Origin of the sequence: Comamonas sp. SY3, assembly GCF_041730275.1 — a bacterium.
GTDB lineage: Bacteria > Pseudomonadota > Gammaproteobacteria > Burkholderiales > Burkholderiaceae_C > Comamonas > Comamonas sediminis.
The window spans coordinates 26,204-52,093 of the sequence record NZ_JBGTYN010000008.1; the positions used below are offsets into that span (position 1 = coordinate 26,204).

Below are 25,890 nucleotides of genomic sequence, written 5' to 3' on the forward strand. Positions count from 1 at the left end.
CCCCGCACCACGCCGCCAGAGACCGCACCACGATGACCATCCTCTCCCCTTACCGGCCCGAGCAGCGCGAGCGCGTGCTGGGCCTGTCGCTGCACGAGGCGCAGCGGCCCTTTGTCGCCCCGATCGCGCAGACCCTGGCCGAGCTGCATCCCCGGCTCGGCGCCCATCTGATTGGCGATGGCGGGCAGATCGCCGGCTTTTTCCTGATCGACCAGGACTACGCGCAGCACTACCCCTTTGCGTCGGCGGACAGCGTGGGCCTGCGCAGCTTCTTCGTCGACCAGCGTTTTCAGGGCAAGGGCCTGGCCAAGCGCAGCCTGCAGGCGCTGCCCGACTACCTGCGGGCGCAAGGCGTGGACGCCGCTGCGGTGTTTCTGACGGTGAACTGCAAGAATGCCGCCGCGATACCGCTGTACCGCCAGTGCGGCTTTGAAGACACCGGCGAGCTGTACCTGGATGGCGGCTACGGCCCGCAGCACATCATGCGGCTGGCGCTCTAGCCCCGTTTGCGCTTTGCCCAGGCACCCCTCGACCCACCCACAAGGCCCCAGACGCCCCGCGCGCCTGGGGCCCTCCAGAAAAATATCCCCTTGTCCGACACGCCATTGACCCCTTCCCCACCTGCCAACCCGCTGCTGTGCGCCGAGCTGCTGCAGGCCGACCAGCTGCGCCTGCGCATTGACCCGGCCCAACTGGGCTTTGCCAGCACCGCCGAGCTGGTGCAGGAGCCCTTCTCCTGGATCGGCCAGCAACGCGCGCAGGCGGCGGCCGAGTTTGGCCTGGCGATGGACCCGCCCGACTACCACCTGTTTGTGCTGGGCGAGGAAGGCAGCGGCCGCACATCGCTGCTGCGCCAAGCCATGCAGGCCGAGGCGCAGCGCCGCCCCGCTGCGCAAGATATCGCCTTTGTGCACAACTTCGCCGTGCCCGAGCGCCCCCAGGCGCTGCGCCTGCCCGCCGGCCAGGGCCGCAGCCTGCGCCGCCGCATCGAGGCCATGGTCGACAAGCTGCCCGAGCAGCTCGACAAAGCCGTGCAGCAAGCGCAGCACCGCAGCCAGATCGAGCAGCTGTACAACCAGGCCCGCCAGGCGGAAGAAGCTGCCTTTGGCACGCTGCACGACTGGGCGCAGGGCGCCGGCCTGCGCATTCGCCGCGAGGAAGGCCAGCTGGTGGTGGACAGCCAGGACAACGCGCCTGGCGACCCCACCGGCCCGGATGCCGGCCCGCCTGCGGCTGGTGTGCAGCAAGAGCAGCCGCCCGTGCTGGAAAATGCCACCCTGCCCCAGGCAGATACCGAGGCCGACCCTGCACTGCTGCTGGCGCCCGGAGAAGGCGAGGACGCCGCAGAGGCCCCCGGCACTGCAGCACCCGCCGAAGACCTGGAATACCAGCTGCGCGTGCAGCTGGCACAGTTCCGGGGCCAGGTGCGGCAGGCACAGATGGCGCGCGATGCGGCGCTGAACCTGTTCTACCAATCCTTGGCCACGCCGCTCTGGCAAGCCGCATCGGCGCAGGTGCTCGATGGCCTGACGCCCAGCGCCGAGCATGCAGCCACGTTGCAGCGCTGGCTGTCGCAGATGCAGGCCGAGTGGCTCAAGAACATGGCGCTGTGGGTGCCGGGCAGCATTGCGCAGGATGCCGATGCGCTGCTCGACCAGACCGACAGCATCGAGGGCGAAGGCGAAAGCCAGGATGCGCGCGACGATGCCCGCGCCCTGCTGGAGGCCAAGCGCAAGGCGCTGCGCGCGCTCAGCCAGCTCAACCTGATCGTCGACCACCATGGCGAGGCCTATGCCCCCGTGGTGCTGGAGGACCAGCCCAGCCTGCGCAACCTGTTTGGCACCATCGACCCGCCCGAGGAGGACGAGCGCCGCAGCGATTTCTCCTGCATCCGCGCGGGCAGCGTGCTGCGTGCCGATGGCGGTTTTTTGATGCTGCACTTGCGCGACCTGCTGGGCGACGAGGACAGCTGGCAGGCACTGCGCCGGGTGCTGCGCACGCGCCAACTGCGCATTGAAGATGCCCATGCCGCGCAAGGCCCCAGCAGCAGCGGCGCGATGCTGCCCGAGCTGCTGCCGCTGAACTTCAAGCTCGTACTCGTCGGCTCCGAAGAGGCCTACTACCAGCTGCAGGAGAGCGACCCCGACATGGCGCGGCGTTTTCGGGTCAAGGTCGACTTTGCCGAGCAGTTCAAGGCCTCGGCCGCCACCTACCGCGCCACCGCTGCACTGATGGCGCAGCGCTGCAAGCTCTACCAGATGCCGCATTGCGACGCCGGTGCGGTCGCCCGGCTGCTGGAGCAATCCCACCGCGAGGCCGATGACCAGCAGCGCCAAAGCGGCCGCTTGAACCAGCTCGAAGCCTTGCTGCTGGAGAGCGCGCAGCGCGCCCGGCGCTCAGGGCAGGACCGTCTGGTGCAGGCCGCCGATGTCGAAGCCGCGCTGGCCGCGCAGCGCCTGCGCCACAACGCGATGGAGCAGGACCTGCATGCGGCGATCAGCGACGGCGAGCACCTGATCTCCTTTGCCGGCAGCCAGGTCGGCCAGATCAATGGCATGTCGCAGATCGACACCGGCGACCACCGTTTTGGCCTGCCGGTGCGCATCAGCGCGCGCACCCATGCCGGCCAGGAAGGGGTGATGAACATCGAGCGCGAGGTGGCCATGTCCGGCCCCATCCACGACAAGGGTGTGCTGATTCTGCAAGGCTATCTGACGGCCCTGTTTGGCCATCTGGCGCCACTCGCGCTCAATGCCTCGGTCGTGTTCGAGCAGGAATACAGTGGTGTCGAAGGTGACTCGGCCAGCTGCGCCGAGCTCTATGCGCTGCTGTCATCGCTGTCGGGCCTGCCGCTGCGCCAGAGCATCGCCGTCACCGGCGCGCTCAACCAGCATGGCGAGGTGCTGCCCGTGGGCGGCCTCAATGAAAAGATCGAAGGCTGGTTTGACCTGTGCGCCGAGCAAGGCCTGGATGGCAGCCACGGCGTGCTGATCCCCGCACGCAACCAGCGCCATCTGATGCTGGCCGAGCGGGTGGTACAGGCGGTGGAGGCCGGGCAGTTCCATGTCTACACGGCCGCGCATGTGGGTCAGGGCCTGGCGCTGTTGATGGACCAGTGCGACCTGCCCGCGAGCGCCCCGCACCCGATGCCCGAGGCTCAGCGCCTGCCGCTTGCGCTGGTGCAGGCGGCCGAGGCCAGCCTGCTGCAATACCGCCTGGCCTGCCAGCGTGCCGACGCTGCGCGGCCCCGTGCGCAGCGTTCCCGCCAGCGGCTGCTGCCCAAGCCGGCCAAGCGCCCGCCGCTGGATTAAAGGCGGAGGGCGAAAGGCAGAAAGCCTCGATCAGGCCTCGTCGGGGACCGGCAGATCCTGCGACGACGCTGCCGCCAGCTGCAGGCGCAGCTGGGCGTTTTCCAGTTCCAGCTCCTGCACGCGGGCGCGCAGGTCGCTGATCTGCTGCTGGGCCTTGTCCAGCGCGGCATCGACCGCTTCGGCGCCATGCGCGGCCGAGGGTGCGCTGGCCGGTTCCTGGGCTTCGGGGGCCTCCTCCTTGGGCTTGCGCTTGGCCTCGCGCACCTGCTTGACCACCTGCTTCAAGCCATCCTTGCCGCCTTGGGCAGCGGCCTGCTGCTCGTCATGCGGCAGGCTGGCCACCACGGCGGCAGCATTGATGGAGATATCGCCGGCCTTCAAGGCCTCAACCAGCGCAGGCGCGGCGCTCTTCTGGATCTTCTCGATCTGCGCCACCTGGCTGCTCGACAGCCGGGCCGCCTTGGCGATGGCCTCGCGGGTGGCGACCTTTTCCAGCTCGGCGGCATCGACCGGCGAGAAAGCCTCATCGGCGTTGCTGACCGCTGGCGCCTCGCCTTCGGCCGGCTGTGCAGCCACCGGGTGGGCCTTCTCCAGCTTGCGGTGCTCCAGAATCTCGCGCTTGCGCAGCGCCAATACGCCACGCTGAAAATCCGACACGCTGCGGCGCCCCAGGTGCTGGTCGATCATCCACAGGTAGACATCCTCCATCGACTGGAACTGGGTGTTCTGTACCGTGTTGAAAGGCAGGCCATGCTTTTGGCAGATGCCGTAGCGGTTGTGGCCGTCAACCAGCACATTGCCCCAGAGCACCAGCGCATCGCGGCAGCCTTCGGCCAGGATGCTGCGCTCCAGCGAGGCATGCTCGTCAGGGGTCAGCGGGTCGATGTAGGCCTTGAGTTCTTCGTTGACAACAATATCCATAATGCAGCGCGGCGGCAGGTGCCGCCGTTGGGTAATCCTTGAAAAAGCTTGCGCCGATTGTAGAAGTGCGCAAAAGTGGCAGCCGCTTGACAAGGATTTGAACGCCATGAACAAGACCGAACTGCAGGCATTGATGGCCCTGCTGCAGGCACGCTTTGAGGCCCATATGCCGCGCCACTCCCAACTGGCATGGGCGCAGGTGCTGCAGCGCCTGGACAGGAACACGGCCGCCCACCAAGCGCTGGCCCAGATGGAGGCCACCGGCGGCGAGCCTGATGTCATCTTGCAGGACAGTGCCAGCGGCCAGCTGCTGTTTGCCGACTGCGCCGCCGAAAGCCCCAGCGGCCGGCGCAGCCTCTGCTTTGACGAGCAGGCACTGGCCGCGCGCAAGGAGAACAGGCCCGCCGGCAGTGCGCAGGGCATGGCCGACGCGATGGGCGTGCAATTGCTCGACGAGCTGCAGTACCGCCATCTGCAGACCCTGGGCGCGTTTGACTGCAAGACCTCGAGCTGGCTGGCCACGCCCCAGGAGATGCGCCGCCTTGGGGGCGCACTGTTTGGCGACCGGCGCTATGAGCGCGTGTTCAGCTACCACAATGGCGTGCAGTCCTATTACGCGGCACGCGGCTTTCGCGCCGGGCTCTGGGTTTAGACAAACCAGGCAGGCAGCGCGGCCTTTATTCCCTCAGGGTATATAACCTTACCGCCATATATTCAATCTGCGCACAACCTGCTCGCAGACTGCAATCGCGGGACAATAGAGCCCATTGATTTGCCTCTACAAGCTATTGCCATGACAACCTTTCGCCATCTGGCTGTGGCCAGCGCCCTGTTGGCCAGCAGCTGGCTCACGGCAGCCCATGCCGCGCAACCGCTCTTGAGCCCGGCCGAGCTGGCCAGCGCCCAGCAAGGCGCTGCTGCGCCTGTCGTCATCGATATCCGCGAGCCCAAGCTCTATGCCGAAGGCCATATCCCCGGCGCGCTCAATGCGCCCTATGGCAAGTGGCGCGGCCCGGCCACCAACCCCGGAGAGCTGCCCGATCTGCCCAAGCTCACGGCCTTGGTGCAGTCGCTGGGCCTGACCCCGGCCACGCATGCGGTGGTCGTATCCACTGGCGCCGATGCCACCGATTTTGGCGCGATGGCACGGGTCTACTGGAGCCTGAAGGTGCTGGGTTTGAAGGAGCTGTCCATCGTCAACGGGGGCATGAAGACCTGGGTGGCCGACGGCAAGCCGGTCAGCACCGAGGCGCCCCAGGTGCAGGCCAGCAGCTACCAGCCCGTGCTGGACGAAAGCCTGATCGCCACGCGTGACCAGGTGCGCTCCCATGTGGATCTGAGCAATGCCGCGCTGGTCGATTCCCGCCCCGATGCCTTCTACCAGGGCAAGACGCGGGCGCCAGCGGCCAAGCTCTCGGGCACCCTGCCCGGCGCGCAGCAGCTGGATTTCAACCAGTGGTTTGTCAAGGGCACGGCTCAGTTTGTCGACCCGGCCACTGCCCGGCAGATCGCCGACAAGGTCAGCCGCAAGGACGGCCAGGACACTGTCGCCTTCTGCAATACCGGCCACTGGGCCGCCACCGACTGGTTTGGCCTGAGCGAGATGGCTGGCCTGCCCAATGTCAAGCTGTATGCCGGCTCGATGGTGGACTGGACCCAGCAGCCCGATGCCCCGGCGATGGAAAACCAGCCCGGCCGCGCCGAATCGCTGGCCTATGACGCCAAGCAATGGTGGCAGCGCAAGTTCAAGTAAGCCAGACCCGGTTCTTTGGCTGCCAGCACTCCCGCAAAGGTGCTGGCAGCTTTTTGTTGTATTGACTCTCAACGGTGATCGTGATGAAACGACTTCCCTTGTCGATCCTGATGGCGGCCTTTTTTGGCTGGCTGCTGTGGTCGGTATCGCTGCGCCAGGCGGCGCTGTTCCTGGTTGGTATCGGTCTGGGTGCCATCCTGGCCGGCCAGCGCTTTGGCTTTACCACCGGCTGGCGCATGCTGGTTGAGGACAAGGACCCGCGCGGCGTATTTGGCCAGTTGCTGCTGCTGGCACTGGCCGCCGCCATGGCCATGCCGCTGCTGGGCCACTACCCTGAGCTGACGGCCGCGCTGGGCCCACCCAGCATCAGCCTGCTGGTGGGGGCCTTTGTGTTTGGCCTGTGCATGCAGATTGCCGATGGCTGCGGCAGCGGCACCTTGTACAAGGCGGGCATGGGCATCCCGATGAACACAGCCATCCTGCCGATGTTCGCGATCGGCAGCTTTCTGGGATCGCTGCATCTGGGCTGGTGGCTGGACCTGGGCCGCATGCCGGCCATGGGCCTGGTCAGCACCTGGGGCTGGCTGCCTGCGCTGCTCGCCACCTTGGCGGCGCTGGCCGTCATCGGCTTTGCGGTCAAGGCCTATTGCGCCAAGGCCAATGCGGCGCAGCAGCGCAGCATGCCCGGCCTGTGGCAGCGCAAGTGGGTCATGGGCGCGATCGGCCTGGCCATCTTCGCGACCCTGAACCTGGTGATTGCCGGCCAGCCATGGGGCGTCGTCTATGGCTTTGGCCTCTGGGCCGCCAAGGTCGCCAATGGCACCGGCATCGTGGACCTGGCAGGCAACTGGTTCTGGAGCCAGCCGGGCAATGCCCAGCGTCTGCACGAGACCGTGCTGCTGGACATCACCAGCATCACCAACATCGGCATTCTGGCCGGTGCGCTGTGGATGGCAGCCGGCAAGCCCGCCGCCGCCAAGGCGCTGACCGGCACGCAGTGGCTGGTGGCCCTGGTGGCCGGCCTGGTGCTGGGCTATAGCTCGCGCCTGGCCTTCGGCTGCAATGTCGGCGCCATGCTCTCGGGCATCAGCACCGGCAGCATCCATGGCTGGATCTGGGTGCCGCTGGCCTTTGCCGGCACGATCTTCGGGCTGCGCATTCGCCGCCATTTTGGTTTTTAAGCGCAGGAGCCGCATATGAACACCACCGTTTTGCGCAGCACGTTCTGGGTGCTGCTGGTCGCCTTCATCGCCTGGGATTATGTCCACAGCCAGCCCGTTGACCTGCGCTACGAGGCCCCGTTGATCGCTGCGGGCTCGGGCCAGCACGCCAGCGGCGGCCACTGCTCGATGCCCGACTGAGTGCGCCCGGGGCGCGTCATGGCTTTGTCATGAAAAATTCACGATAGCGGCCAAAAATACCGGGTTTGGCGAGGGGCAACCGCCCGTCCCCGGAGTGCTATCTTGAACGAGAACCCCTGCCGCGGGAGCCCGACCCGCTCCCGCTGGTCTCCCCCCACGACAACAGCGGCCTGATCTGGGGCTATGCCTTTGACGGCCATGGCCCGGCCACCGCGCTGAATGCCGAGCAAGCGCAGGCCTGGCTGGCCGCGCCGCCCCACAGCACGGGCTTTATCTGGCTGCATTTCAACCTCTCCCATGCCCACTGCCTGCGCTGGCTGCAGCAGTATGCGGCGCTCGATGAGCAGTACTTCGAGGCGCTGCGCGATGGCCTGGCCTCGACCCGTATCGAGCGCATGGATGATGCGCTGCTCGCCGTCATCAACGACATCGATTTCGACTTCCAGTTCGAGTCCAGCGACATCCACACGATGTGGATCCAGGCCTCGCCCCAGTGGGTGATATCGGCGCGCGCCCACCCGCTGCGCTCGGTCGATGCGCTGCGCCAGCAGATTCGCCAGGGTGACACGCCCGGCTCCAGCCCGCAGCTGCTGGAGCGCCTGCTGCGCGCCCAGGCCGATGTGCTGGTGCGCATCGTGCGCGATGTGACCCACCGCGTTGACCAGATCGAGGACACCATGCTGGGCGGGCGCACCCGCATGCAGCCGCGCCAGCTGGGCGCGCTGCGCCGCCTGCTGGTGCGCTTGAAGCGCCTGCTGGCGCCTGAGCCTTCGGCCATGTTCCGCCTGCTGCAGACGCCGCCGCAGTGGATGCAGGATGAAGACCTGCATGCGCTGCGTGCGGCCAGCGAGGAGTTTTCCGTCTTCCTGCGCGATATGCAGTCGCTCGAAGAGCGCATCAAGCTGTTGCAGGAAGAGATTGCCGCCGGCATCAACGAAGACACCAACCGCTCGCTCTACACCTTGACGATGATCACCGTGCTGGCCCTGCCGGTGAACATGATGGCCGGCCTGTTTGGCATGAATGTGGGCGGCATTCCGCTCAGCCAGGATCCGTTGGGCTTCTGGCTGCTGGTCGGGGTGATCGTGCTGTTCTCGTTGATCGCGGCCTGGTGGCTGCGTAGCAAGCGCCGCCACCCGCCGGCCTGAGACCGTGTTGCGCGTCTGCAAAAAGACATTGAAAACTCATAACTGATTATTTTTTTGTAAAATGGAGGGCTTGGGTGTCGTCACATAGGGTGTAGCGGCAGGTTGTGAGCGAAGGTCGGGCCGCCTCGCTGGAACATTGTTGCCTGCACACTTTTGCCTGCGGCCGCTGCCACCCACGTGCACGCCCCGCCGCCTGCAAACGCTTGCATGCTTCGCATCGGAGCACCTTCATGTTTGCGATCAAGCACCTGGCCGCTGGCATCTTTGCCATCGCGCTGGCCCACACCTTTCTTGCCAAGCAATTCGAGCGCCTGTCACACCGCTACCCGCGCCACGCGGGTGTCTTCCATCTGCTGGGCGAGGTCGAGATCGTCTTCGGCTTCTGGGCCATGGTGCTGATCGGTGTCATGGCCTTTGCCAGCGGGCCATCCCAGGCCATTGACTACGCCGAGTCGCGCAATTACACCGAACCCCTGTTCGTCTTTGTCGTCATGGTGATGGCGGCGTCCCGCCCCATCGTGATGACGGTGCAGCGCAGCTTGGCCACACTGGCCAGCGCCACGCCGCTGCCCACCGCCCTGAGCCTGGCCTGGCTGGGCCTGGCCGCCGTGCCGCTGATGGGCTCGCTGATCACCGAGCCAGCAGCGATGACCATTGCCGCACTGACCCTGGCCCCGCTGGTCTTCACCCCGCGCATGCCCACCCGCCTCAAGTACCTGGCGCTGGGCGTGCTCTTCGTCAACATCTCGATTGGCGGCACGCTCACCTCTTATGCCGCCCCGCCGGTGCTGATGGTGGCGGCCACCTGGGGCTGGGACAGCGCCTTCATGCTGAGCCAGTTTGGCTGGAAAGCGGTGATTGCGGTGCTGGTCAACGCCAGTATTGCTGCCTGGTGCATGCGCGCCCATCTGGCAGCAGCACCGCCAAGCGACGATGCGCAGCCGGCCATGCCGCTGGGTGTGGTGGCCGTGCATGCGGCCCTGCTGGCGGCGGTGGTCGTGCTGGCCCACCACCCGGTGCTGTTCCTGGGCGTGTTTCTGCTGTTTCTGGGCTACACCCATGCCTATGCCAGGTACCAAAGCCCGCTGATCCTCAAGGAGGCACTGCTGGTGGGCTTTTTCCTGGCCGGCCTGGTGGTGCTGGGCGGCCTGCAAAGCTGGTGGCTGCAGCCGCTGGTGGCCAGCATGGCACCGCTGGTGCTGTTCTTTGGGGCGCTGGGCCTGACCGCCATCACCGACAACGCGGCACTGACCTACCTGGGCTCGCAGATCGAAGGCATGAGCGACGCGGCCAAGTACATGCTGATGGCCGGTGCCGTCGCCGGTGGTGGCCTGACGGTGATTGCCAATGCCCCCAACCCCGCCGGTGTGGCCTTGCTCAAGCACGGCTTCAGCAACGCCACCATCAGCATTGGCGGCCTGTTGCTGGGCGCCTTGCTGCCCACGGCCATTGCAGCACTGGCTTTTCTCTGCCTGTAAAACCCGGCCTTGAAAGCTGTCACGCAGGTGCGGCGCTGCTGCCCTGCACCCGGTAGCCCGCATCGACCCAGGCATCGATACCGCCCAGCAGCGGCCGCACCCGCCGGATGCCGGCGCGGCGCAGCAGCTGGGCCATGCGGGCAGCCGATACCTCATTGGGGCAGGCGCAGTAGATGATGACCGAGGCCTCGGGGTCGATGGCCGGCAGCCGCGCACCCTTGGCATGCGGATCATAGGAATGCGCGCCGGGGATGTGCGATGCCTCGAACGCCGTGCCGGCACGCACATCGAGGATGACGGGCAGTTCATCGCCACCGAGCATGTCATTGAGTTCATCGACGGTGAGCCGCTCCATGCGCAGCGAGCGGATCACCTGGCGGCGGCTCCACCAGCGGCGCGCAATGAAGACGGCAAACACAATGCCCAGCAGCAGCAAGCCCCACTGGCCCAGCTGCGCGAGCACGGCCAACAGGTCCTCGACCGTGGAGCTGAACAGCCCCCCCAGCAGCACTGCCGAGCCCACCCAGAGCAAGGCGCCCAGGCCATCGAACAGCACAAAGCGGCTCGGCGTGGTGCCCACGGCACCGGCCAGCGCGCTGGCAATCGACGCAAAGCCGGGCACAAACTTGGCGATCAGCAGCGACTTGGCGCCCCAGCGGCCGTAGAGCGATTCGGTGTTCTGCACGCAGGAGTCGGGCGACAGCGAAATCTTGCAGACCCGGGCCAGCACCCGCCTGCCGTAGCGCCGCCCCATCGCATACCAGACGCCATCTGCGACCAACGCCGCCAACACCGCCACCGCGATCAGCAGCAACTGCTGCGGCAGCGAACCGCCGTGGATGGCACCGGTGACCATCAGCACCGGATAAGCGGGAATGGGCGCGCCCAACTGCTCGATCAGCACATTGAGAAAGACGATGCCAACACCGTATTCGCGCACCAGGGCAACAATGAAATCCATGAACGCAGGCCGTTTCCACGCTGCCTTGGCAGCACCAGTTGGTAATCTGCAAATGGTAGGCCATGGCACCGCCACTGCCTAGCCCGCAAATGGGCAATACAGTGTTGCAGCACGGGAACGACGCGCATGGCAAAGGCATAAAAAAGGCACCCCGCAGGGTGCCAAGAGAAGGACCGGTGGAGGTGCCGGGCATCAGGCCGCTGCAGCTTGCAGCGCCTTTTTGTTGCCCATCCACTTCAAAACCCGGGGGACGATCAGCACCGCCAGCACGATGATGATCAAGGTCAGCGACATCGGGCGCTGCAGGAAGATGGTCCAGCTGCCCTCGCCAATGGCGACCGCGTTGCGCATCTGGGCCTCGGCCAGCGGGCCCAGGATCATGCCCACCACCACAGGGGCGGTGGGGAAGTCAAAGCGCCGCATCACCACGCCCAGCACGCCAATGCCCAGCAGCAGGAACAGATCGAAGGTGCTCTGGCGCATGCCATAGGCGCCGACAGTGGCGAAAATCAGGATGCCGGCATAGAGCTGCGGCTTGGGGATCTTCAGCAGCTTGACCCACATGCCGACCATCGGCAGGTTCAGCACCAGCAGCATCACATTGCCGATGTAGAGCGAGGCAATCAGCGCCCACACCAGCGCTGCCGAGCTGGTGAACAGCTGGGGGCCGGGGTTGATGCCGTAGTTCTGGAACGCACCCAGCAGCACCGCGGTGGTGTTGCTGGTGGGAATGCCCAGGGTCAGCAGCGGGATCAGTGCCGCCGTCACCGTCGCATTGTTGGCCGCTTCAGGGCCGGCCACGCCTTCGATGGCGCCGGTGCTGCCGAACTCGGCCTTGTCATCGCCCTTGGCCAGTTTTTTCTCGGCCGCATAGCTCAGAAAGGTCGGGATCTCGGTGCCGCCCGCAGGGATACAGCCAAACGGCGTGCCGATGACCGTGCCACGGATCCAGGCGGGTACCGAGCGCTTCCAGTCGCGGCGCGTCATGTGCACGCGGCCCATTTTGTTTTGCGTATCGCGGGTCTTGGCTTCGTAGAGCGCAAAGTACAGCACCTCGGCCACCGCAAACAGGCCCACGGCGACCAGCACGATGTCGATGCCATCGAGCAGCTCGGGCTTGCCCATCGTGTAGCGCGCGGCGCCGGTGATCTGGTCCATGCCGATGCAACCCACGGCCAGGCCCAGGAACAAGGCGGTCAATCCGCGCAGGCTGCTCTTGCCCAGCACCGCACTGACGGTGGTAAAGGCCAGCACCATCAGCATGAAGTACTCGGGCGGGCCCAGGCGCACGGCAAACTCGGCCACGGTCGGTGCGAACAAGGTCACCACCACGGTCGCAATCGTGCCGGCCACAAAGGAGCCGATGGCCGAGGTCGCCAGCGCCGCACCGGCGCGCCCGCTCTTGGCCATCTTGTTGCCCTCCATCGCCGTTACCATGCTCGCCGTCTCACCGGGGGTGTTGAGCAGGATTGAGGTGGTCGAGCCGCCATACATGGCGCCGTAGTAGATGCCGGCAAAGAAGATCATCGAGGCGGTCACCTCGACCTTGGCCGTGATCGGCAGCAGCATCGCCACCGCCACCGCAGGGCCGATGCCGGGCAGCACGCCCACCGCCGTGCCCAACGCGCAGCCCACCAGGGCCCAGAGCAGGTTCACCGGCGTGGCCGCCGTCATGAAGCCTTGGATCAGTGCATTGAAAATATCCATCACAGCCACCCTGTCTCGGTCAGTCCGGGCAAGTTGATTGCCAGGAATTGGGTAAAGGCCCAGAACACGGGCGCAGAAATCAGCAGACCCGTCACCAGGTCCTTGCCCATGGTCTTGAACGAGCCCGCCTGCGTTTGGCCGGTTGCGCGGCGCAGCCCTTGCGTGGCCAGCACATAGCACAGGCTGCAGCTGAGGATGAAGCCCAACGTAGTGATCAGCGCCGCGCTGCTGATCAGCCCCGCACAGACCCAGGTGAGCGCGCCCCAGTCACCATGCTGGGCGCCATCGGGGGCATCGAGGTGGTGGAAGCCGCCGGTCAGCGCCTCCCAGCACAGCCAGATGCCGCACAGGCCCAGCACGCTGGCAGACAGCCAGGGCAGAAAATCAGGCCCCACGCCGCTGTAGCCCGCTTGCGAGGGGATGTGCAAAGCACCCCAGGACAGCAGGCCGGCGATCACCAGGACCGCTATGCCGACCAGCAGCTGCGAGGTGGTGCGCGGCGTGTGCGCATGCTCGAAAGCCTCCGGCGCAGGCGCGGCGGCGCCGTTGGCGCCGGGCCCCGAAGAATCTGCGGTGTTGCTCATATCGAAACTCCTGAAAAGATGACGGCGCCGCCCCGCGCCACCGATCAGGCGGCAACAGCCCAGCCGGGCACCGGGCCAGGCCGGTGCCTCAGACAGATGGCAAAGGGAAGCGCAATGCGCAGCGCATGGCCGCCAGCGGCCATGCCGGCTGCGCTTAGACCATGCCAGCGCGGGTCATGGTGTCCTTGAGATTGGCGAACTCGGCGGTGACGAACTGGCTGAAGGCATCGCCGGCGAGCCAGGCCGAGGTCCAGTCGTTCTTCTTCATGGACTCGGCCCAGCTGGCGCTCTTGGTGGCTTTTTCCAGCATGCTGATCAGCTGTGCGCGCTGGTCTGCCGAGATGCCAGGCGCGCCATAGACGCCGCGCCAGTTACCGATTTCCACATCAATGCCCTGCTCCTTGAGCGTGGGCACGGTCGAGCCTTCCAGGCGCTGGGCCGAGGTAACGGCGATCGGGCGCATCTTGCCGGTGGCGATGTACTCGGCAAACTCGCTGAAGCCGCTGCCGCCGATGGTGACATTGCCACCCAGCACGGCAGCAATCGCCTCACCGCCGCCCCGGAAGGCGACATAGTTGATCTTGGCCGGGTCCACACCCACGGCACGGGCAATCATCGCCGCAGCAATGTGCTCGGTCGAGCCGCGCGAGCCGCCGCCCCACTTGATCGAGCCAGGGTCCTTCTTGAGCTGGGCGACCACTTCGGCCATGCTCTTGTAGGGCGAGTTGGCGGGCAGCACGAAGACGTTGTATTCGCTGGTCAGGCGCGCCAGCGGCGTAGCCTGGTTCAGGTCCACCGGTGGCTTGCCGGTGATGATGCCGCCCAGCATGACGGCGCCCATGACCATCATCGCGTTCGGATCGCCCTTGCTGCCATTGACGAACTGCGCCAGGCCGATGGCGCCTGCGGCGCCGCCCTTGTTGTCATAGGTCACGGTGCCAGCGACGCCGGCATCCTGCAACGCCTTGCCCAGCGCACGGCCGGTCGTGTCCCAGCCGCCACCGGGGTTGGCGGGCAGCAGCATCTTGACATTGGTGGCAGCAAAGGCCTGCATCGGCAGGCTGCCGGCAGCGGCCAGCGCAAGCATGGATTTGAGGAATGCATCACGGCGCATGGTTGTCTCCTGATCGTGTTGTTAGTGCCTGAATCATCGCGGCCCTAGCTGTCAAATGGCTGTCAGCCAGGCGGTCCAGAGCTAGGGAAAACACCGAGTCTGGAGGCGCCGAGGAATTGGTGCACACTCCCGCCATGCACCTCTTGCTGATCGAAGACGACCCCACGATGCAGACCACCTTGCAGCGCACCTTGCGCCGGCGGGGCATGGAGGTTACGCCCATCACCGATGGCGGTGCGGCGCTGCCGGCCTGGCGCAAGCTCGCGCCCGATGTGGTGGTGCTGGACCTGAGCTTGCCGACGATGGACGGGCTGGAGATCATTGCCCAGGCGCGCAGCGAAGGCCTGGCCGCCCCCACCTTGATCCTGACTGCGCGTGGCACCGTCGGCGACCGCATTCTGGGCCTGAACTCGGGCGCCGATGACTACCTGGCCAAGCCCTTTGACCTGGACGAGCTGGAAGCGCGCATCCGCGCGCTGGTGCGGCGCGCGCAGCCGTTGGTGGCCGAGCCCGCAGCACCGGCTGTGGCGCCCGGCATGGCGCTGCGCTATGACAAGGCGTCCGAATCGTTTTACTGGCGCGGCAAGCTGTTTGAACTGACGCCGCGCGAGGTGGCTTTTCTGCGCGTGCTGAGCCAGCCCATGGGCCAGGCGGTGACCAAGGAGCGTTTGTTCAGCGCCGTCTTTGCGGGCGAGACCGATGTGCAGCTGGAGGCGGTCGAGGTAGTGGCCTACCGCCTGCGCAAAAAGCTGGCGCCGACAAACATGCAGCTGATGACCCTGCGCGGCCTGGGCTACCTGCTCAAGCCCGGTGCCGCCGATGGCGCCTGACAGCAGCAAGGCCCCGGGCCGGTCCCAGCCGCCGCGCATCCGCTCGCTGCGCCGCAACCTGCTGCTGGGCATTTTGCTGCCCGTTGTGGTGTTCATCATCTACAACACCAGCAGCCTCTACCGGCAGTCGCTGCAGGCCATCAACACCGCTTACGACCGCAGCCTGCTGGCATCGGCCAAGGTGATTGGCGAGCAACTGACCGTCGCCGGTTACGACGACCTGGCGATTGTCGATTCGGCCGTGCCCTATTCGGCGCTGGAGGCCTTCGAGGCCGACAACCAGTCGCGGCTGTTCTACCGCGTCTCCAACATGAGCGGGGAGCTGATTGGCGGCTTTGCCGAGCTGCCGATCTGGCGCGGGCGCATCGCCCAGCAGCCGCCCTACGCCGCGCTCGTTGATTTCTACAATGCCGAGTTCCGGGGCATGCCGGTGCGCATGGCCGCGCTGCTGCAGCCGGTGGCCAGCGCCACGGGCCGGGGCATGGCGTTGATCCAGGTGGCAGAGACCCTGGAGATCCGCGAATCGCTGGCCCGCGACATGCTCTGGGGCACCCTGGTGCAGCAGGCCTTGCTGTTTGGCTGCATTGCCGTTGTCGTGGTGGTGGTGGTGCGGCGCGCCACCTTGCCGATTCTGCAGCTGAGCGACCAGCTCAATGCGCGCAGCGACCATGCATTGCAGCCACTCAAAACCCCGGCCGCCACCCCTTCGGAAGTGCTGCCCCTGGTCGATGCCACCAACCGGGTGATGGCGCGGCTGTCGCACCTGGTGCAGCACCAGAAGCGCTTTGTGCGTGATGCCTCGCACCAGCTGCGCACGCCGCTGGCGGTGCTGAAGGTGCAGGTGCAGTCGGCCCAGCGCGGCGATGTGGAGCCCGAGCAGGCGCTCAGCGAGATCGCCGCCACCGTGGACCGCGCCACCTTGCTGGCCAACCAGATGCTGTCGCTCGCCAAGGTCGAGCAGCTGCACCAGTCCGAACACACGCAGACCGTCGACCTGACAGCCATCGTGCGGGACATGGTGATCGAGCTGTCTCCGCTGCTGGCCGACAAGAACCTGCAGTTCGAGCTGCAAAGCGATGAGGTGCTGCTGGCCGCCCACCCCTGGATGCTGCGCGAGCTGGTGCGCAACCTTTTGCACAACGCCATCCAGCACTCGCCACCCGATGCGCCACTGCTGCTGCAGCTGACGCAGCAAGGCCCGGCTGCCAGCTTGCGCATCAGCGACTGGGGTCCCGGGGTCAGCGCGGAGATGCAGGCGCGGCTGACCGAGCCCTTTGTCACCGGCAACCTGCGCGACGGCTCGGGCCTGGGCTTGGCGATCTGCCACTCCATCGTGACGGCGCTGGGCGCGCGGCTGTCGTTGCACAACCGCCTGCACCATGGCCATATCCAAGGTTTTGATGCTGTAGTAGAGTTCAAACCGAATGTCCAACCACCTGCCGAAGATGGCCCACACTGAGACCGACCAGACACCCACGATGCGCATCGACAAATGGCTGTGGTGCGCCCGCTTTTACAAGACCCGCGCCATTGCGGTCGAGGCCATCCACAAGGGCCATGTGAAGGTCAATGGCACCGTGGCCAAACCCTCCAAGGAAGTGCGCGCGCAGGACACGGTCGAGCTGCTGCAGGCGCAGACACCGCGCACCGTCGCCGTGCTGGGCATGGCCGCTACGCGCGGCCCCGCCCCGGTGGCCCAGCAGATGTACGAGGAGACTGCCGACAGCATCCGCCAGCGCGAAGTGCTCAGCGAGCAGCGCCGCCTGGCGCCCGAGCCTGCCAACAGCCTGCAGGCCGGCCGCCCCACGAAGAAAGACCGCCGCGACATGCAGGAGCTGCGCAGCTGGAACGACCGCTGGAGCGCGCAATAATCGTCTGCATTTGCAGCCTCTTCTGACCGAAGCAGTCCGCGCATCAGCGCCAGCACTCGGCCGTGCTGCTGCCCTGCGCCAGCTGCAGATTGCCTTGCCGCCCATCCTGCGTCAAGGTGTAGTTGCCGCAGCGGTCCCGCTGCTGCGGCCCCGGTTTACGGGTAGCGACCAGGGTATAACGCGCAGGGCTGTTGCCGTCGGCAAAACCAATCGTGTAGCGCTTGCCCGACAGCTCCTGCCAGGTCAGCGCCGCAGGCAGTTCCAGCGGATAGACACCGTTGGCGGTGGCGGCGCGCTCCAGCCATTGCGCGGCTTGGAACAGCCCCGTTCGGGCTTCTGTGCGGTGCCCTCGGCGCAGATATTCGCTGTAGCTGGGCAAGGCCACCGCACTCAGGATGCCGATGATGGCCACGACAACCATCAGCTCCACCAGGGTCAAGCCCGCGTTGGCCGGCGAGGACCGAATCTGCATGCCGGCCCTTTTCATCGCGCCTGGCGCCAGGTGGGCCGGATCGGCACTTCGGGCAGATCACGCAGCGATTCGCCGTCGAGGCGGATGCGCTGCTGCCCCTCATCATCGCGCACGCGCAGCATCGCATGCGGGCCGGCGCCCAGCGACATGCGCGATGCCCGGCCGTCGGACTGCGCATCAAACACCCCATCGCCATCGGCATCCAGCAGCTGCAAGCGCGGCCGCGAGCCATCGATGGCATTGACCAGGCTGAAATACTGGCGTGCGGCAGTGCCTTCCACCGGCTCGCAACGCTCCGGGCCAGGGTCGCGATCACGGGCATGCGCGGGCACCTCGCTGATCACTGCCAGCAGGTTGCTGCCGCTGTAAAAACCCAAGGGCTGCAGCAGGCGCTCGCCTGCTTCGGGCAGATCAAGGTACCAGCCTCGGTGCTGGTTCCAATCCAGCGCATCGGCGCCTTCGCTTTCCTCCATCGCCCAGAACTGGCGGCGGTCGCTGCTGCGGGCATTGGCGGGGTTGGGATGGATGCGCCGCTGCAGCAGCTGGCTTGGCGCCACCGGGCTGGGCAAATCGGCATCGCTGCCCAGTGCCGACTGGCATTGCGCATCGGCGGCCGAGGCGCAGACCTCGACCCGCTCACCGCGCTCGCCCACCCTCTTGTAGCGGCTGGTATCGAGCACGGCATAGAGGCTTTGCACACTGTTATCCTGCGGGTCCTGGCGGCTGGCATTGCGGCCGGTGCCAAAGGCCACCATCAAGCCGCCGACGGGCACCTGGCGCTGGCCGCCCGCCTGCTGCAGCGTGCGCAGGCGGTCGTTGCTGCGCACCAGGGGCGCCGTGCTGATGGGCTGGGGCCGGCTGCGCTGCCCGGGCGCGCTGCGCGTGCCGCCCCGGGCCTGGTAGAGCGGCATGCCCGCTGTGCCCTGGTTGCTGGTCGTTGCCGCCAGCGCGCCCCACTGCGCCACACCCCATGCCGCATCGTTGTCGGCACTGATCAGAAACTTCCAGAGATTGCCCTGGTTGTCACCGGCATAGACCACATCGGGCCGGCCATCGCCATTGATATCGACCAGCCTGGGCGCGGACAGGCCGTTGTCTTGCACAAAGCGGCACGCTGCCTGCGGCGCGGCCTGCTGCCTGCAGGCCTGCGCCGTGGTGGCCCCGGTCGCCACCAAACGCAGCAGCTCTTGCGCGCCGTCGAGGTACTGGATCAGCAGCACCGGCCTGCCGTTGGTGCTGTTGTAGCCATTGCCCAGCACCAGCGCCCAGCGGCCGTTGTTGAGCGGGGCGATTTGCGTCGTGCGCTGCGGGTCGATGTCGTCGCGGGAGGGGCTGGCAGTGATATGGCCGATATCGGCAAAGGCCTCGGCCAGCTGTGTGCAAGCCTGCCATGCCGCGCCCGTCTCCGCATCGCAGCGCGGTGCGGATTCCGTCGCATGCCAGCTGCGGTCCATCAGCACCAGACCGGCGGCTTGCGCCTCGGCAAACCCGGTCTCGGGCTCGGTGACATCGAGCACAAAGTAGCCCTTGCCTCCCGCACCCAAGGTGCCTGCCAGCAAAGTGCGCCAGCGCGGACTGCTGGTGCTGCCCAGGTTGGCATCGCCAGCCAATGGCGAGCCATCGACCCAATAGCGGTGCTGGCCATCGTAGCCTGGGCTGGTCAAAGCACGCAGACCGGGGATCACGCCCCGGGGCACATAGGCGATCTTTTCTTCGCCGCTGCGGGCCGAGAAGCCGTGCAGCATGCCGTCATTGCCACCGACATAGAGCATTGGCAAGCGGCTTTGGTGGCGCAGCACAAAGTCGAGATAGCCCGCGTCGGTATGGCGCGCAGAAGGCCTGCCCAGGTTCCAGATCTGCGAATGCACGATATCGCCTTGGCGCGAATGCCGGTTGCGCAGGCGGCCGCCGTGCTGGGCCTCATGCCGGCGCTCGCCCCGCAGGTAGTTCAGCCGCTGCTCGCCGCTGGCCTGGCCCTGCGCGCCATCGGCGTGGCCTTGCAGGGCCAGCTTGTGCGCCGCACTCAAGTAGCGGTCATCCGCAGCCCAGCGAAAAGGCACGCCGCGCTGCTGCACATCGCCCCACGTCAGCACCAGGCGCTGCTGCCAGGCAATCGCATCGAGCTTGTCCGCCGTTGTCTGCCCGCCCCAGCCGGGTGCCGGCTGCAAGCGGCCATCGCTGGCCATCGCCTGGGCCTGAATGGCGCCAGCCCAGGCACGGCCGGGGTCGTAGCTGGCCGTGAACAACAGGGCATCCTGCGCAATGGCCTGGCTGGCGCTGACCGCGCCTGTGCTGGCAGCCGCTGCGCGCTGCGCGCCGCCCGTGTTCTGGGCCTGTATCTCTGCGAAGATTCGGCGCAGCGCTGCTGCCACGTCGGGCGCCTCGGTTGCTGCATAAAAGCGCCCTCGCCCATTGAGGGCCGCATGCCACAGGTCCAGCGCGCGCACGCCCTCGCCTTGCGCATGCATATCGGGCCAGACGGCCTCCCCTTTGGCCAGCGCTGCAAAGCTGCCGTCATAGCCCAATGGCATGTGCTGCGCAGGCGCCAGGATGTGGGGCGCGCCGGGCTAGGTGCTGGCCTCCCGTCCAATGCCAACCGTATAGGTCTGCATATGGGGCCAGCTGGCGGGGTTGTAGCGGGGGTTCCAGTAGCGTTCCAGCTCGGCAGGCGGGCCAAGGCCATCGGCAAAACGCTCGCTGCGCAGCGCATCGCGGTAATCGGCTTCAGGCAGCAGGCTGCCGCTCAGGCCTGCGCGCTGCAAAGGGTCGGCCCAGCTGTGAAAAGCCCAGTCCGCCAAGGTGCTGGGCACCGCATCGCTGTAAAGCCGGGTGACGGCCCTTTGCGCGGCACTGCCACCGCCATAGACCTGGCCATCGGGCAGGACTTTTGCGCGGCTGTGGTCGTCTTGCGCGCCGCCGGTGGCCGGGCCATCCCAGCGGCTGCCGGCCAGCACGATGTGGTAGTTGCGGCGGCAGCCCAGGTAGCTACTGCTGGCAGCAGTGCCAGCGCCCGGTTGGCTGGACCAGGGGCCTTGTGGGCTCAGCGGCCTGCGCAGGTACGCATCGGCCTGGCCGAACAGGTGGTGCAGGTCGCTGCTGTGGCCGGTACGGAGCGAGTCGGCAAAGGCCAGAGCATGCTGGCGATGCCGGCCCTGCAGCGCCTGCATGCCGTTGCTGGCCAGACGCGGGCTGTTGACCGAGCTGGCGCCAGACTGGCGGCGCTGGCCTTGCACCATGCCCGCCGGCCCGCCGCCGGGCGCTGCGCCATGGTTCCACATCGCCTGCCAGGCCAGGCGTATCGCGCCATCGGGCAGTTGCTGGTGATCGCCCAATACGTCCTTGAGCGCATGGCGCAGCACGGCGATGCGCTGCGCGCGCGTGTCCCAGATGCCCTCGCCATCGGGGGCGGTGATGCTGGCCAGACCGGGCTCGGTGCTGCCCATGCGGCGCTGCATCGCGGCCGAGTCATCGACGGAGACAATGACATTCGGTGCCACGACGGCGCTGGCGCCACCGGCAGGCTCGGTGGCCAGCTCCAATGACGCGGCCGCAGCCGGTACCAGAGCCGCCCACGCCAGTGCCAGGCTCTGAGCGCTGGTGGAGTTGCGGCGTGAAACCCTGCCGGTGTGCTTGCCATTCATAGCTGCCTCTCAATCTTTGCGCCGGGGCCGGGCGTAGCTTTGCTCCAGTACCACCAAGGTGTCCGGCTTGCGGCCAAAGGCGGCGGCGGTGATGCGGTAGACCACATGCGGAGACAGGCCCACCAGTTCGAGCTGCTGCGCAGGCGCATTGCTGATCAAACCGGGTTGGCTGTCGATATAGGGGATGACCTCGATCCAGTACCAGCCACCGGCCTGTGCGTCACCCCGCTCAGCCAGAATGGGATGGGCCGGCCGGTCTGCATCGCCCAGCTGCGCGCCGGTGTACTGGCCATAGCGTGCGCCCGTGCCAGCGCGTATCAGCGCAAACAAATCCTGCTCGCCGGCTTGCCGGGCCGGCGTACCTGCGGCAGGCGCATTCCAGATATCCTGGCGCCCGACGCGCTTGGCACAGAGCGCATCGATGCAGCGTTGCGGCTGGGCGCTGAGTGTTGCCAAGAAGGCAGGCAGGTCGGCGTTCTCCAATGGCACCTTGGCAGCGCCGCCGCGGCGGCACACACTGGCTGCCGCCCCATGAGGCAGCCCTCCATAAGCACAGGGTCGGCCATCGGCCCGCTCTCCGCGAATATCGAGTTCGGCGTCCAACAGCAAGGCTTCTGCAGCTTCAAAGGCCCGCTGGTAATCGGCATCGTTGCCGACCACCAGTTCGCCATACCAGGCGGTCCGCGCCGCCCACAAGGCCAGCAGCATCGACAGCATGCTGAAGACCAGCACGGTCAGCAACGCGGCACCCCGTGCGTGCTGCGCAAGGCTGACAGGATGAAGGTAGTGAGGGCGTCTCATAGGCTGCCCTGGCTGCGCAACTGGAACAGGTTGCGAAAGACGCGGTGCATCCGCTGTTTGCGCGGCCCCGGCAGATCGGCGACGGCCACCCATTCGCCATCGCAACCGGTATAACCGCTGCCTGCCGGCAACGAACTGGGCCGGCTGCCAAAGAGCACCAGGCACACTTCCACCGCCACCACCTCCGACCAGTCGCGGCCCGCCTGCTGCGCATTCACATACTGGAGCTGCGGCTGCGCCATGCCCGCTGCCTGCATGCGCAAATAGCGCAGCTCAAAGGCCGCTACGTTGTCGACCAGCGGCTGGGGCGACGCAGCGGTATCGTTGCCGCCACAACGCAGCACATGGCCGCGCAGCCTGAAGTGCGATTCCAGCCGCTGATCGGCACTGGCATCCACCGGCCCGCCCAGGCAGTTGCGCGCTTGCGCAGCCAGGCCGGGCTGGGCAAAGACCGGCTCCTTGTAGCGCCGGTAGCCGGTCACCAGGCTGTTATGGCTGCCGCGCAGCGCATCCATTCGAGGGGCATAGCCGCGGGCGCTGCCTGAGGCTGGTGCCGTGGTCTCGAAAGCCGCTGGCGCCAGTGCGGCGCTGACCGATGCACCGGCGCCGGCGCCGGCGGGCAGGTTCAGGTTGAGGTACAAACCGCCCGCCTGGCGCAGTTGCAGCCCGATGATGCGCAACGCATAGCTGGCCTGCTGCTGCAAGTGGCTGGCATCGCTAACGGTCAGCGACAGGCTGCGGGAAGCCAGCATGGCCATGCTGGCAGCGGCGATCACCAGCAAGCCCAGCGCCATGCCCACCATCAGCTCGACCAGACTGAAGCCTTGCTGCCTGCTCTCCGTTAGGCGGCACGGCGCGGAAGTCAGCGCAAAGGCCCCGGCCGGACGGATGTGGCGCTGCATATCAAGTCCCCCCGCAGTGGTAGTGCACGTTGCTGCCCATGCGCTCTACCGCACAGCGTGCGTTCAGGGCCAGGTACTGCAAATGGCAGGTGTAGCGCAGATCACCATCGTCATCCTGGCAGACCACCTCGCCGCCGCGTTCCGCTACCGCGTCGGCGCGGGCTCCTTCGCCGACACTTCGGGTGGTATCGACCGGGTTGCGGTACGGCGCGGGGTCGGGCGAGCCCCGCATGGCATGCGAGCTCTCGGCCCAGCGGATCATCACGCCCAGTTGGCGCCGGTTGGCTGCCTGGTTTTCGCCCGGTGCCAGAAAAATCCGGGACTGCCCCAGCGGCAGGCTGCGTGCCACCTGCAGCCGCCACTGCGCCAGTTCGTGGTCCGCCAGCTCCGCAGCGCTGCAGGGCCGGGCGCTGCATGCAGAGGCCGGAGGCGCCGCCGCCGCGTCCTGCCAGTCGCTGACGTAGCGGTCCAGCTGGTCCCAGGCATGGGGGTTGGCACGTATGCGTTCACCCAGGTCTTCGATCAAGCGGAGGGCCTGCACGCGCCGGGTACTGGTCTGCGTATCTGCAAGCGTGCGCAACTGCATCCCCAGCATCGCCAACACCCCGAGGACCAGGACCACGATGGCCACCATCGACTCCAGCAAGCTGATGCCGCGCGAGAAGGAGGCTTGGGGATGGGATGGCATGAACATAGGCAGGCGCCCTTTCAGCCCCGTACAGGACAGGGCGGCCTATCGGCAACCCGCACGCGGCCGCCTCGGCTGGTGCACAGCCCTTTGGCCGCGGCATCCTCCAGGCCTTTGCCCTTGGGGAGCAGCGAAAAGCTGAAACCCGCCACCGGCATGCCCCAGCGGTCAAACCGGATGCCCTCCCCCAAGCTGCTGCGCTGCACCTGCAGACCTGGCGGCACCTCATAACGCTGAAGGACCAGCGCATCCGGCGCACATTGCTGCTGGCCCAGTTCATGCGCACAGACCTGCCAGCCACAGCTCCAATCGTTGGTTCGTGCGCGCGCCTGGCAGTGCCCGCTGGCGGCGATGCGCTGCAACGCGATCCGCCCACTGCGTTTGACCGCCTCGGAGCGCGCAAGATGGATCGCCGAATGCAGGGCCTCCAGAGACTGCTGCACGCGCCAGCGCTGCAGCAGGCCGCTGAAACTGGGCGCGGCCAGCCCCGCGATAATCGCCAACAGGCTGATGACGACCATCAGCTCAACAGCGGTCAGCCCCCGATGCCTGCGCAAACATCGATATCTCCATAAATTAATGAAAACTATTGAATTCATGGTTTTGATTATTTATATTTCATGCCACCGCGTAAAGCCCTCTTTCCATTAAAAAATTAAATTCGCTCGCGTTGAAAATCAGGCCATGCAGCGCTGGCGCGGTCTTGCGCCGATAATCGCCAAGCCGGCCTGCCGTTGACTGCCATGCGTCTAGGTATGGCCCCTATTGCGACAAAGCTCCATGACTGATCAATCGATGCAAACCGCGCTGGACCTGGCTGCCAGCGCCCTGTTCATTACCTCCCCCAATCCCCGCGTCGGTTGCGTGCTGGTGGCTGCCGATGGCCAGGTCATCGGCCAGGGCCACACCCAGCGTGCCGGTGGGCCCCATGCAGAAATCATGGCCTTGCGCGATGCCGCTGCCCGGGGCCACAGCACCGTGGGTGCCACCGCCTATGTCACGTTGGAGCCCTGTGCCCACCATGGCCGCACGGGCCCTTGCTGTGAAGCGCTGGCTGCAGCCGGTATCGCCAAGGTCGTAGGTGCCATCACGGACCCGAACCCGCTGGTCGCCGGCAATGGCTTTGCCCGTTTGCGGGCTGCCGGGGTCGAGGTGGTGGTATGTGCGCCGCAAGACGGCGGGGAGGCCTCGCGCGAGCTGAACATTGGCTTTTTCAGCCGCATGGTGCGCAGGCAACCCTGGGTGCGGCTCAAGGCGGCGATGTCGCTCGACGGTGCCACCGCATTGCCCGATGGCAGCAGCCAGTGGATTACCGGCGAGGCCGCCCGGGCCGATGGCCACCATTGGCGGGCCAGGGCTTGCGCGATCCTGACCGGCGTCGGCACCGTGCTGGCCGATGACCCGGCGCTGGATGTGCGCTATGTGGACACCCCGCGCCAGCCCCGGCTGGTGGTGCTCGACAGCCAGTTGCGCACGCCTGCGCAGGCCCGCATCTTTGCGGCGCAACGCGAGGTGCTGATCTACACCCGCAGCGACGACAGCGCCCGTCAGGCCGCACTGGAGGCCGCAGGTGCGACCATCGTGCGACTGCCGGGTCAAGCCTCAGCAGATTCCAACGCCCGCATCGACCTGGCGGCCTTGATACAAGACCTGGGTAAGCGTGAAGTCAATGAACTGCATGTGGAAGCAGGTGGCATCCTGAATGGCGCGCTGCTGCAGGCGGGTCTGGTCGATGAATGCCTGTTCTACCTGGCGCCCAAGCTGGTCGGCCAGGGACTGCCCGCGTTTGCCGGCATGGCATTGCAGCAACTGGACCAGGCGCCGGCCTTGGACATCCGCTCCATCGAGCCCTTGGGCGCCGACTGGCGCGTGCTGGCCCGTGTACAGGGCCATGGGGCGTTCTGAGTCAGGCTTGCTGCAGCGCCGCTGACTCGGCCCGGCAAACCGAAGGTTGGCGCTTGCCAAACACCAGGCCGTCCAGGCGCGCGACCACGCTTGGTAGCGACCTGCCACCGCTGGTGTCAGCAGGTGGTGTCAGCGGCTGGCGTAGCCAAGGCAGGCGCCCGCATTGGGCAGCCCCTGGCATTCGCGCAGCAGGCGGCGGTCGCGCTCGGCCGGGGTTTCAGCACTGCTGCTGCGCTGGCGCTTGACCTTGACTTTGGCCTGCTTCTTGGGCGCCTGCGTTGCCTCGGTCTTTTTGGGGCGCGCTGCCCAGGCATGGGAGGGTGGCATCGCGATGGCCGCCAGCACCAGGGCGATGGTGTAAAAAAGCAGTGATCGGTACATCAGCGGCCCTCCTCGTGGCTATTGCAAATAAGATTTCGGATGTTTTCTGCAATCCTAGCGA

The 25,890-nt window shown here is 66.6% G+C and carries 25 protein-coding genes; 12 read left to right on the forward strand and 13 right to left on the reverse strand.

Annotation, left to right across the window (positions count from 1 at the left end):
• Positions 1-32 precede the first annotated feature (32 nt).
• Both ACCQ08_RS12220 and ACCQ08_RS12225 read left to right on the forward strand, forming a co-directional pair.
• Positions 33-500: an N-acetyltransferase family protein gene (locus ACCQ08_RS12220; RefSeq protein ID WP_373449944.1), complete on the forward strand. Its 468-nt coding sequence runs from the start codon at positions 33-35 to the stop codon at positions 498-500.
• 90 nt (positions 501-590) lie between these two features.
• Positions 591-3,311 carry an AAA family ATPase gene (locus tag ACCQ08_RS12225; RefSeq protein WP_373449945.1) on the forward strand — a complete coding sequence of 907 codons (2,721 nt, stop codon included), beginning with the start codon at positions 591-593 and terminating at the stop codon, positions 3,309-3,311.
• Positions 3,312-3,341: 30 nt separating this feature from the next.
• Here the strand turns inward: ACCQ08_RS12225 and ACCQ08_RS12230 are convergent, their stop codons facing one another.
• A complete protein-coding gene (locus ACCQ08_RS12230) occupies positions 3,342-4,232 on the reverse strand; it encodes a plasmid replication/partition related protein (protein WP_239809125.1) in 891 nt (296 codons plus the stop codon).
• Positions 4,233-4,338: 106 nt separating this feature from the next.
• Here ACCQ08_RS12230 and ACCQ08_RS12235 point away from each other — a divergent pair, with 106 nt between their 5' ends.
• The 6 genes from ACCQ08_RS12235 (at position 4,339) to ACCQ08_RS12260 (ending at position 9,972) form a co-directional block, all read left to right on the forward strand.
• Complete coding sequence (locus ACCQ08_RS12235) at positions 4,339-4,884, forward strand: DUF4256 domain-containing protein (protein WP_373449946.1); 546 nt, start codon at positions 4,339-4,341, stop codon at positions 4,882-4,884.
• A gap of 141 nt (positions 4,885-5,025) precedes the next feature.
• On the forward strand, positions 5,026-5,985 hold the full coding sequence (locus ACCQ08_RS12240; RefSeq protein ID WP_373449947.1) for a rhodanese-like domain-containing protein: 960 nt from the start codon (positions 5,026-5,028) through the stop codon (positions 5,983-5,985).
• Between the two features lie 83 nt (positions 5,986-6,068).
• On the forward strand, positions 6,069-7,166 hold the full coding sequence (locus ACCQ08_RS12245) for a YeeE/YedE thiosulfate transporter family protein (protein ID WP_373449948.1): 1,098 nt from the start codon (positions 6,069-6,071) through the stop codon (positions 7,164-7,166).
• A 15-nt stretch (positions 7,167-7,181) separates the two neighbouring features.
• Complete coding sequence (locus ACCQ08_RS12250; protein WP_239809129.1) at positions 7,182-7,346, forward strand: hypothetical protein; 165 nt, start codon at positions 7,182-7,184, stop codon at positions 7,344-7,346.
• 116 nt (positions 7,347-7,462) lie between these two features.
• Positions 7,463-8,494, forward strand: coding sequence for a transporter (locus ACCQ08_RS12255; protein ID WP_373450040.1), 1,032 nt, complete (start codon positions 7,463-7,465; stop codon positions 8,492-8,494).
• 230 nt (positions 8,495-8,724) lie between these two features.
• A complete protein-coding gene (locus tag ACCQ08_RS12260; RefSeq protein WP_373449949.1) occupies positions 8,725-9,972 on the forward strand; it encodes a putative Na+/H+ antiporter in 1,248 nt (415 codons plus the stop codon).
• Positions 9,973-9,991: 19 nt separating this feature from the next.
• On the opposite strand, the gene ACCQ08_RS12265 is transcribed toward ACCQ08_RS12260, so the two are convergent.
• The 4 genes from ACCQ08_RS12265 to ACCQ08_RS12280 form a co-directional block, all read right to left on the reverse strand.
• Positions 9,992-10,933 (reverse strand): DedA family protein/thiosulfate sulfurtransferase GlpE, encoded by a 942-nt coding sequence (locus tag ACCQ08_RS12265; protein WP_373449950.1) that lies wholly within the window; start codon positions 10,931-10,933, stop codon positions 9,992-9,994.
• A 192-nt stretch (positions 10,934-11,125) separates the two neighbouring features.
• Positions 11,126-12,640 (reverse strand): tripartite tricarboxylate transporter permease, encoded by a 1,515-nt coding sequence (locus ACCQ08_RS12270; RefSeq protein WP_369460824.1) that lies wholly within the window; start codon positions 12,638-12,640, stop codon positions 11,126-11,128.
• Positions 12,640-13,224, reverse strand: coding sequence for a tripartite tricarboxylate transporter TctB family protein (locus ACCQ08_RS12275; RefSeq protein WP_239809134.1), 585 nt, complete (start codon positions 13,222-13,224; stop codon positions 12,640-12,642). The genes ACCQ08_RS12270 and ACCQ08_RS12275 overlap by 1 nt, the downstream gene beginning before the upstream one ends.
• 154 nt (positions 13,225-13,378) lie before the next feature.
• Positions 13,379-14,338: a tripartite tricarboxylate transporter substrate-binding protein gene (locus ACCQ08_RS12280; RefSeq protein WP_312461999.1), complete on the reverse strand. Its 960-nt coding sequence runs from the start codon at positions 14,336-14,338 to the stop codon at positions 13,379-13,381.
• 134 nt (positions 14,339-14,472) lie between these two features.
• Here ACCQ08_RS12280 and ACCQ08_RS12285 point away from each other — a divergent pair, with 134 nt between their 5' ends.
• The 3 genes from ACCQ08_RS12285 to ACCQ08_RS12295 are packed head-to-tail and all read left to right on the forward strand — an operon-like array spanning position 14,473 to position 17,039.
• On the forward strand, positions 14,473-15,168 hold the full coding sequence (locus ACCQ08_RS12285; protein ID WP_312527746.1) for a response regulator transcription factor: 696 nt from the start codon (positions 14,473-14,475) through the stop codon (positions 15,166-15,168).
• On the forward strand, positions 15,158-16,627 hold the full coding sequence (locus ACCQ08_RS12290) for a sensor histidine kinase (protein ID WP_239809137.1): 1,470 nt from the start codon (positions 15,158-15,160) through the stop codon (positions 16,625-16,627). Before ACCQ08_RS12285 ends, ACCQ08_RS12290 begins: the two co-directional genes overlap by 11 nt.
• On the forward strand, positions 16,593-17,039 hold the full coding sequence (locus ACCQ08_RS12295; RefSeq protein WP_230775004.1) for an RNA-binding S4 domain-containing protein: 447 nt from the start codon (positions 16,593-16,595) through the stop codon (positions 17,037-17,039). Before ACCQ08_RS12290 ends, ACCQ08_RS12295 begins: the two co-directional genes overlap by 35 nt.
• Before the next feature lie 43 nt (positions 17,040-17,082).
• Here the strand turns inward: ACCQ08_RS12295 and ACCQ08_RS12300 are convergent, their stop codons facing one another.
• From ACCQ08_RS12300 to ACCQ08_RS12330, 7 genes are read right to left on the reverse strand one after another with little or no spacing between them, the layout of a single operon-like run.
• Positions 17,083-17,511: a type IV pilin protein gene (locus ACCQ08_RS12300; protein ID WP_373449951.1), complete on the reverse strand. Its 429-nt coding sequence runs from the start codon at positions 17,509-17,511 to the stop codon at positions 17,083-17,085.
• 11 nt (positions 17,512-17,522) lie between these two features.
• On the reverse strand, positions 17,523-20,042 hold the full coding sequence (locus tag ACCQ08_RS12305) for a pilus assembly protein (protein WP_373449952.1): 2,520 nt from the start codon (positions 20,040-20,042) through the stop codon (positions 17,523-17,525).
• A 36-nt stretch (positions 20,043-20,078) separates the two neighbouring features.
• On the reverse strand, positions 20,079-21,152 hold the full coding sequence (locus tag ACCQ08_RS12310) for a hypothetical protein (RefSeq protein ID WP_373449953.1): 1,074 nt from the start codon (positions 21,150-21,152) through the stop codon (positions 20,079-20,081).
• 9 nt (positions 21,153-21,161) lie between these two features.
• On the reverse strand, positions 21,162-21,953 hold the full coding sequence (locus ACCQ08_RS12315; protein ID WP_373449954.1) for a pilus assembly protein PilX: 792 nt from the start codon (positions 21,951-21,953) through the stop codon (positions 21,162-21,164).
• Positions 21,950-22,855: a PilW family protein gene (locus ACCQ08_RS12320; protein ID WP_373449955.1), complete on the reverse strand. Its 906-nt coding sequence runs from the start codon at positions 22,853-22,855 to the stop codon at positions 21,950-21,952. Before ACCQ08_RS12320 ends, ACCQ08_RS12315 begins: the two co-directional genes overlap by 4 nt.
• 1 nt (position 22,856) lies before the next feature.
• A complete protein-coding gene (pilV, locus tag ACCQ08_RS12325; RefSeq protein WP_373449956.1) occupies positions 22,857-23,543 on the reverse strand; it encodes a type IV pilus modification protein PilV in 687 nt (228 codons plus the stop codon).
• A gap of 20 nt (positions 23,544-23,563) precedes the next feature.
• Positions 23,564-24,100: a GspH/FimT family pseudopilin gene (locus tag ACCQ08_RS12330; protein ID WP_373449957.1), complete on the reverse strand. Its 537-nt coding sequence runs from the start codon at positions 24,098-24,100 to the stop codon at positions 23,564-23,566.
• Between the two features lie 223 nt (positions 24,101-24,323).
• On the opposite strand from ACCQ08_RS12330, the gene ribD reads away from it, so the two are divergent.
• Complete coding sequence (gene ribD, locus ACCQ08_RS12335; RefSeq protein ID WP_373449958.1) at positions 24,324-25,448, forward strand: bifunctional diaminohydroxyphosphoribosylaminopyrimidine deaminase/5-amino-6-(5-phosphoribosylamino)uracil reductase RibD; 1,125 nt, start codon at positions 24,324-24,326, stop codon at positions 25,446-25,448.
• A 129-nt stretch (positions 25,449-25,577) separates the two neighbouring features.
• Here ribD and ACCQ08_RS12340 read toward each other — a convergent pair whose 3' ends face one another.
• On the reverse strand, positions 25,578-25,829 hold the full coding sequence (locus ACCQ08_RS12340) for a hypothetical protein (RefSeq protein WP_373449959.1): 252 nt from the start codon (positions 25,827-25,829) through the stop codon (positions 25,578-25,580).
• Positions 25,830-25,890 lie beyond the last annotated feature (61 nt).

Bases quoted from the DNA above. Each gene is read 5' to 3' on its own strand.
- ACCQ08_RS12260 (WP_373449949.1), top strand. From the start codon at position 8,725: ATGTTTGCGATCAAGCACCTGGCCGCTGGCATCTTTGCCATCGCGCTG.
- ACCQ08_RS12280 (WP_312461999.1), bottom strand. From the start codon at position 14,338: ATGCGCCGTGATGCATTCCTCAAATCCATGCTTGCGCTGGCCGCTGCC.
- ACCQ08_RS12240 (WP_373449947.1), top strand. From the start codon at position 5,026: ATGACAACCTTTCGCCATCTGGCTGTGGCCAGCGCCCTGTTGGCCAGC.
- ACCQ08_RS12315 (WP_373449954.1), bottom strand. From the start codon at position 21,953: ATGAGACGCCCTCACTACCTTCATCCTGTCAGCCTTGCGCAGCACGCA.
- ACCQ08_RS12230 (WP_239809125.1), bottom strand. From the start codon at position 4,232: ATGGATATTGTTGTCAACGAAGAACTCAAGGCCTACATCGACCCGCTG.
- ACCQ08_RS12305 (WP_373449952.1), bottom strand. From the start codon at position 20,042: ATGCCATTGGGCTATGACGGCAGCTTTGCAGCGCTGGCCAAAGGGGAG.
- ACCQ08_RS12220 (WP_373449944.1), top strand. From the start codon at position 33: ATGACCATCCTCTCCCCTTACCGGCCCGAGCAGCGCGAGCGCGTGCTG.
- ACCQ08_RS12245 (WP_373449948.1), top strand. From the start codon at position 6,069: ATGAAACGACTTCCCTTGTCGATCCTGATGGCGGCCTTTTTTGGCTGG.
- ACCQ08_RS12265 (WP_373449950.1), bottom strand. From the start codon at position 10,933: ATGGATTTCATTGTTGCCCTGGTGCGCGAATACGGTGTTGGCATCGTC.
- ribD (WP_373449958.1), top strand. From the start codon at position 24,324: ATGACTGATCAATCGATGCAAACCGCGCTGGACCTGGCTGCCAGCGCC.
- ACCQ08_RS12320 (WP_373449955.1), bottom strand. From the start codon at position 22,855: ATGCAGCGCCACATCCGTCCGGCCGGGGCCTTTGCGCTGACTTCCGCG.
- ACCQ08_RS12235 (WP_373449946.1), top strand. From the start codon at position 4,339: ATGAACAAGACCGAACTGCAGGCATTGATGGCCCTGCTGCAGGCACGC.
- ACCQ08_RS12310 (WP_373449953.1), bottom strand. From the start codon at position 21,152: ATGAATGGCAAGCACACCGGCAGGGTTTCACGCCGCAACTCCACCAGC.
- ACCQ08_RS12300 (WP_373449951.1), bottom strand. From the start codon at position 17,511: ATGCAGATTCGGTCCTCGCCGGCCAACGCGGGCTTGACCCTGGTGGAG.
- ACCQ08_RS12270 (WP_369460824.1), bottom strand. From the start codon at position 12,640: ATGGATATTTTCAATGCACTGATCCAAGGCTTCATGACGGCGGCCACG.
- ACCQ08_RS12340 (WP_373449959.1), bottom strand. From the start codon at position 25,829: ATGTACCGATCACTGCTTTTTTACACCATCGCCCTGGTGCTGGCGGCC.
- ACCQ08_RS12250 (WP_239809129.1), top strand. From the start codon at position 7,182: ATGAACACCACCGTTTTGCGCAGCACGTTCTGGGTGCTGCTGGTCGCC.
- pilV (WP_373449956.1), bottom strand. From the start codon at position 23,543: ATGCCATCCCATCCCCAAGCCTCCTTCTCGCGCGGCATCAGCTTGCTG.
- ACCQ08_RS12290 (WP_239809137.1), top strand. From the start codon at position 15,158: ATGGCGCCTGACAGCAGCAAGGCCCCGGGCCGGTCCCAGCCGCCGCGC.
- ACCQ08_RS12275 (WP_239809134.1), bottom strand. From the start codon at position 13,224: ATGAGCAACACCGCAGATTCTTCGGGGCCCGGCGCCAACGGCGCCGCC.
- ACCQ08_RS12285 (WP_312527746.1), top strand. From the start codon at position 14,473: ATGCACCTCTTGCTGATCGAAGACGACCCCACGATGCAGACCACCTTG.
- ACCQ08_RS12295 (WP_230775004.1), top strand. From the start codon at position 16,593: ATGTCCAACCACCTGCCGAAGATGGCCCACACTGAGACCGACCAGACA.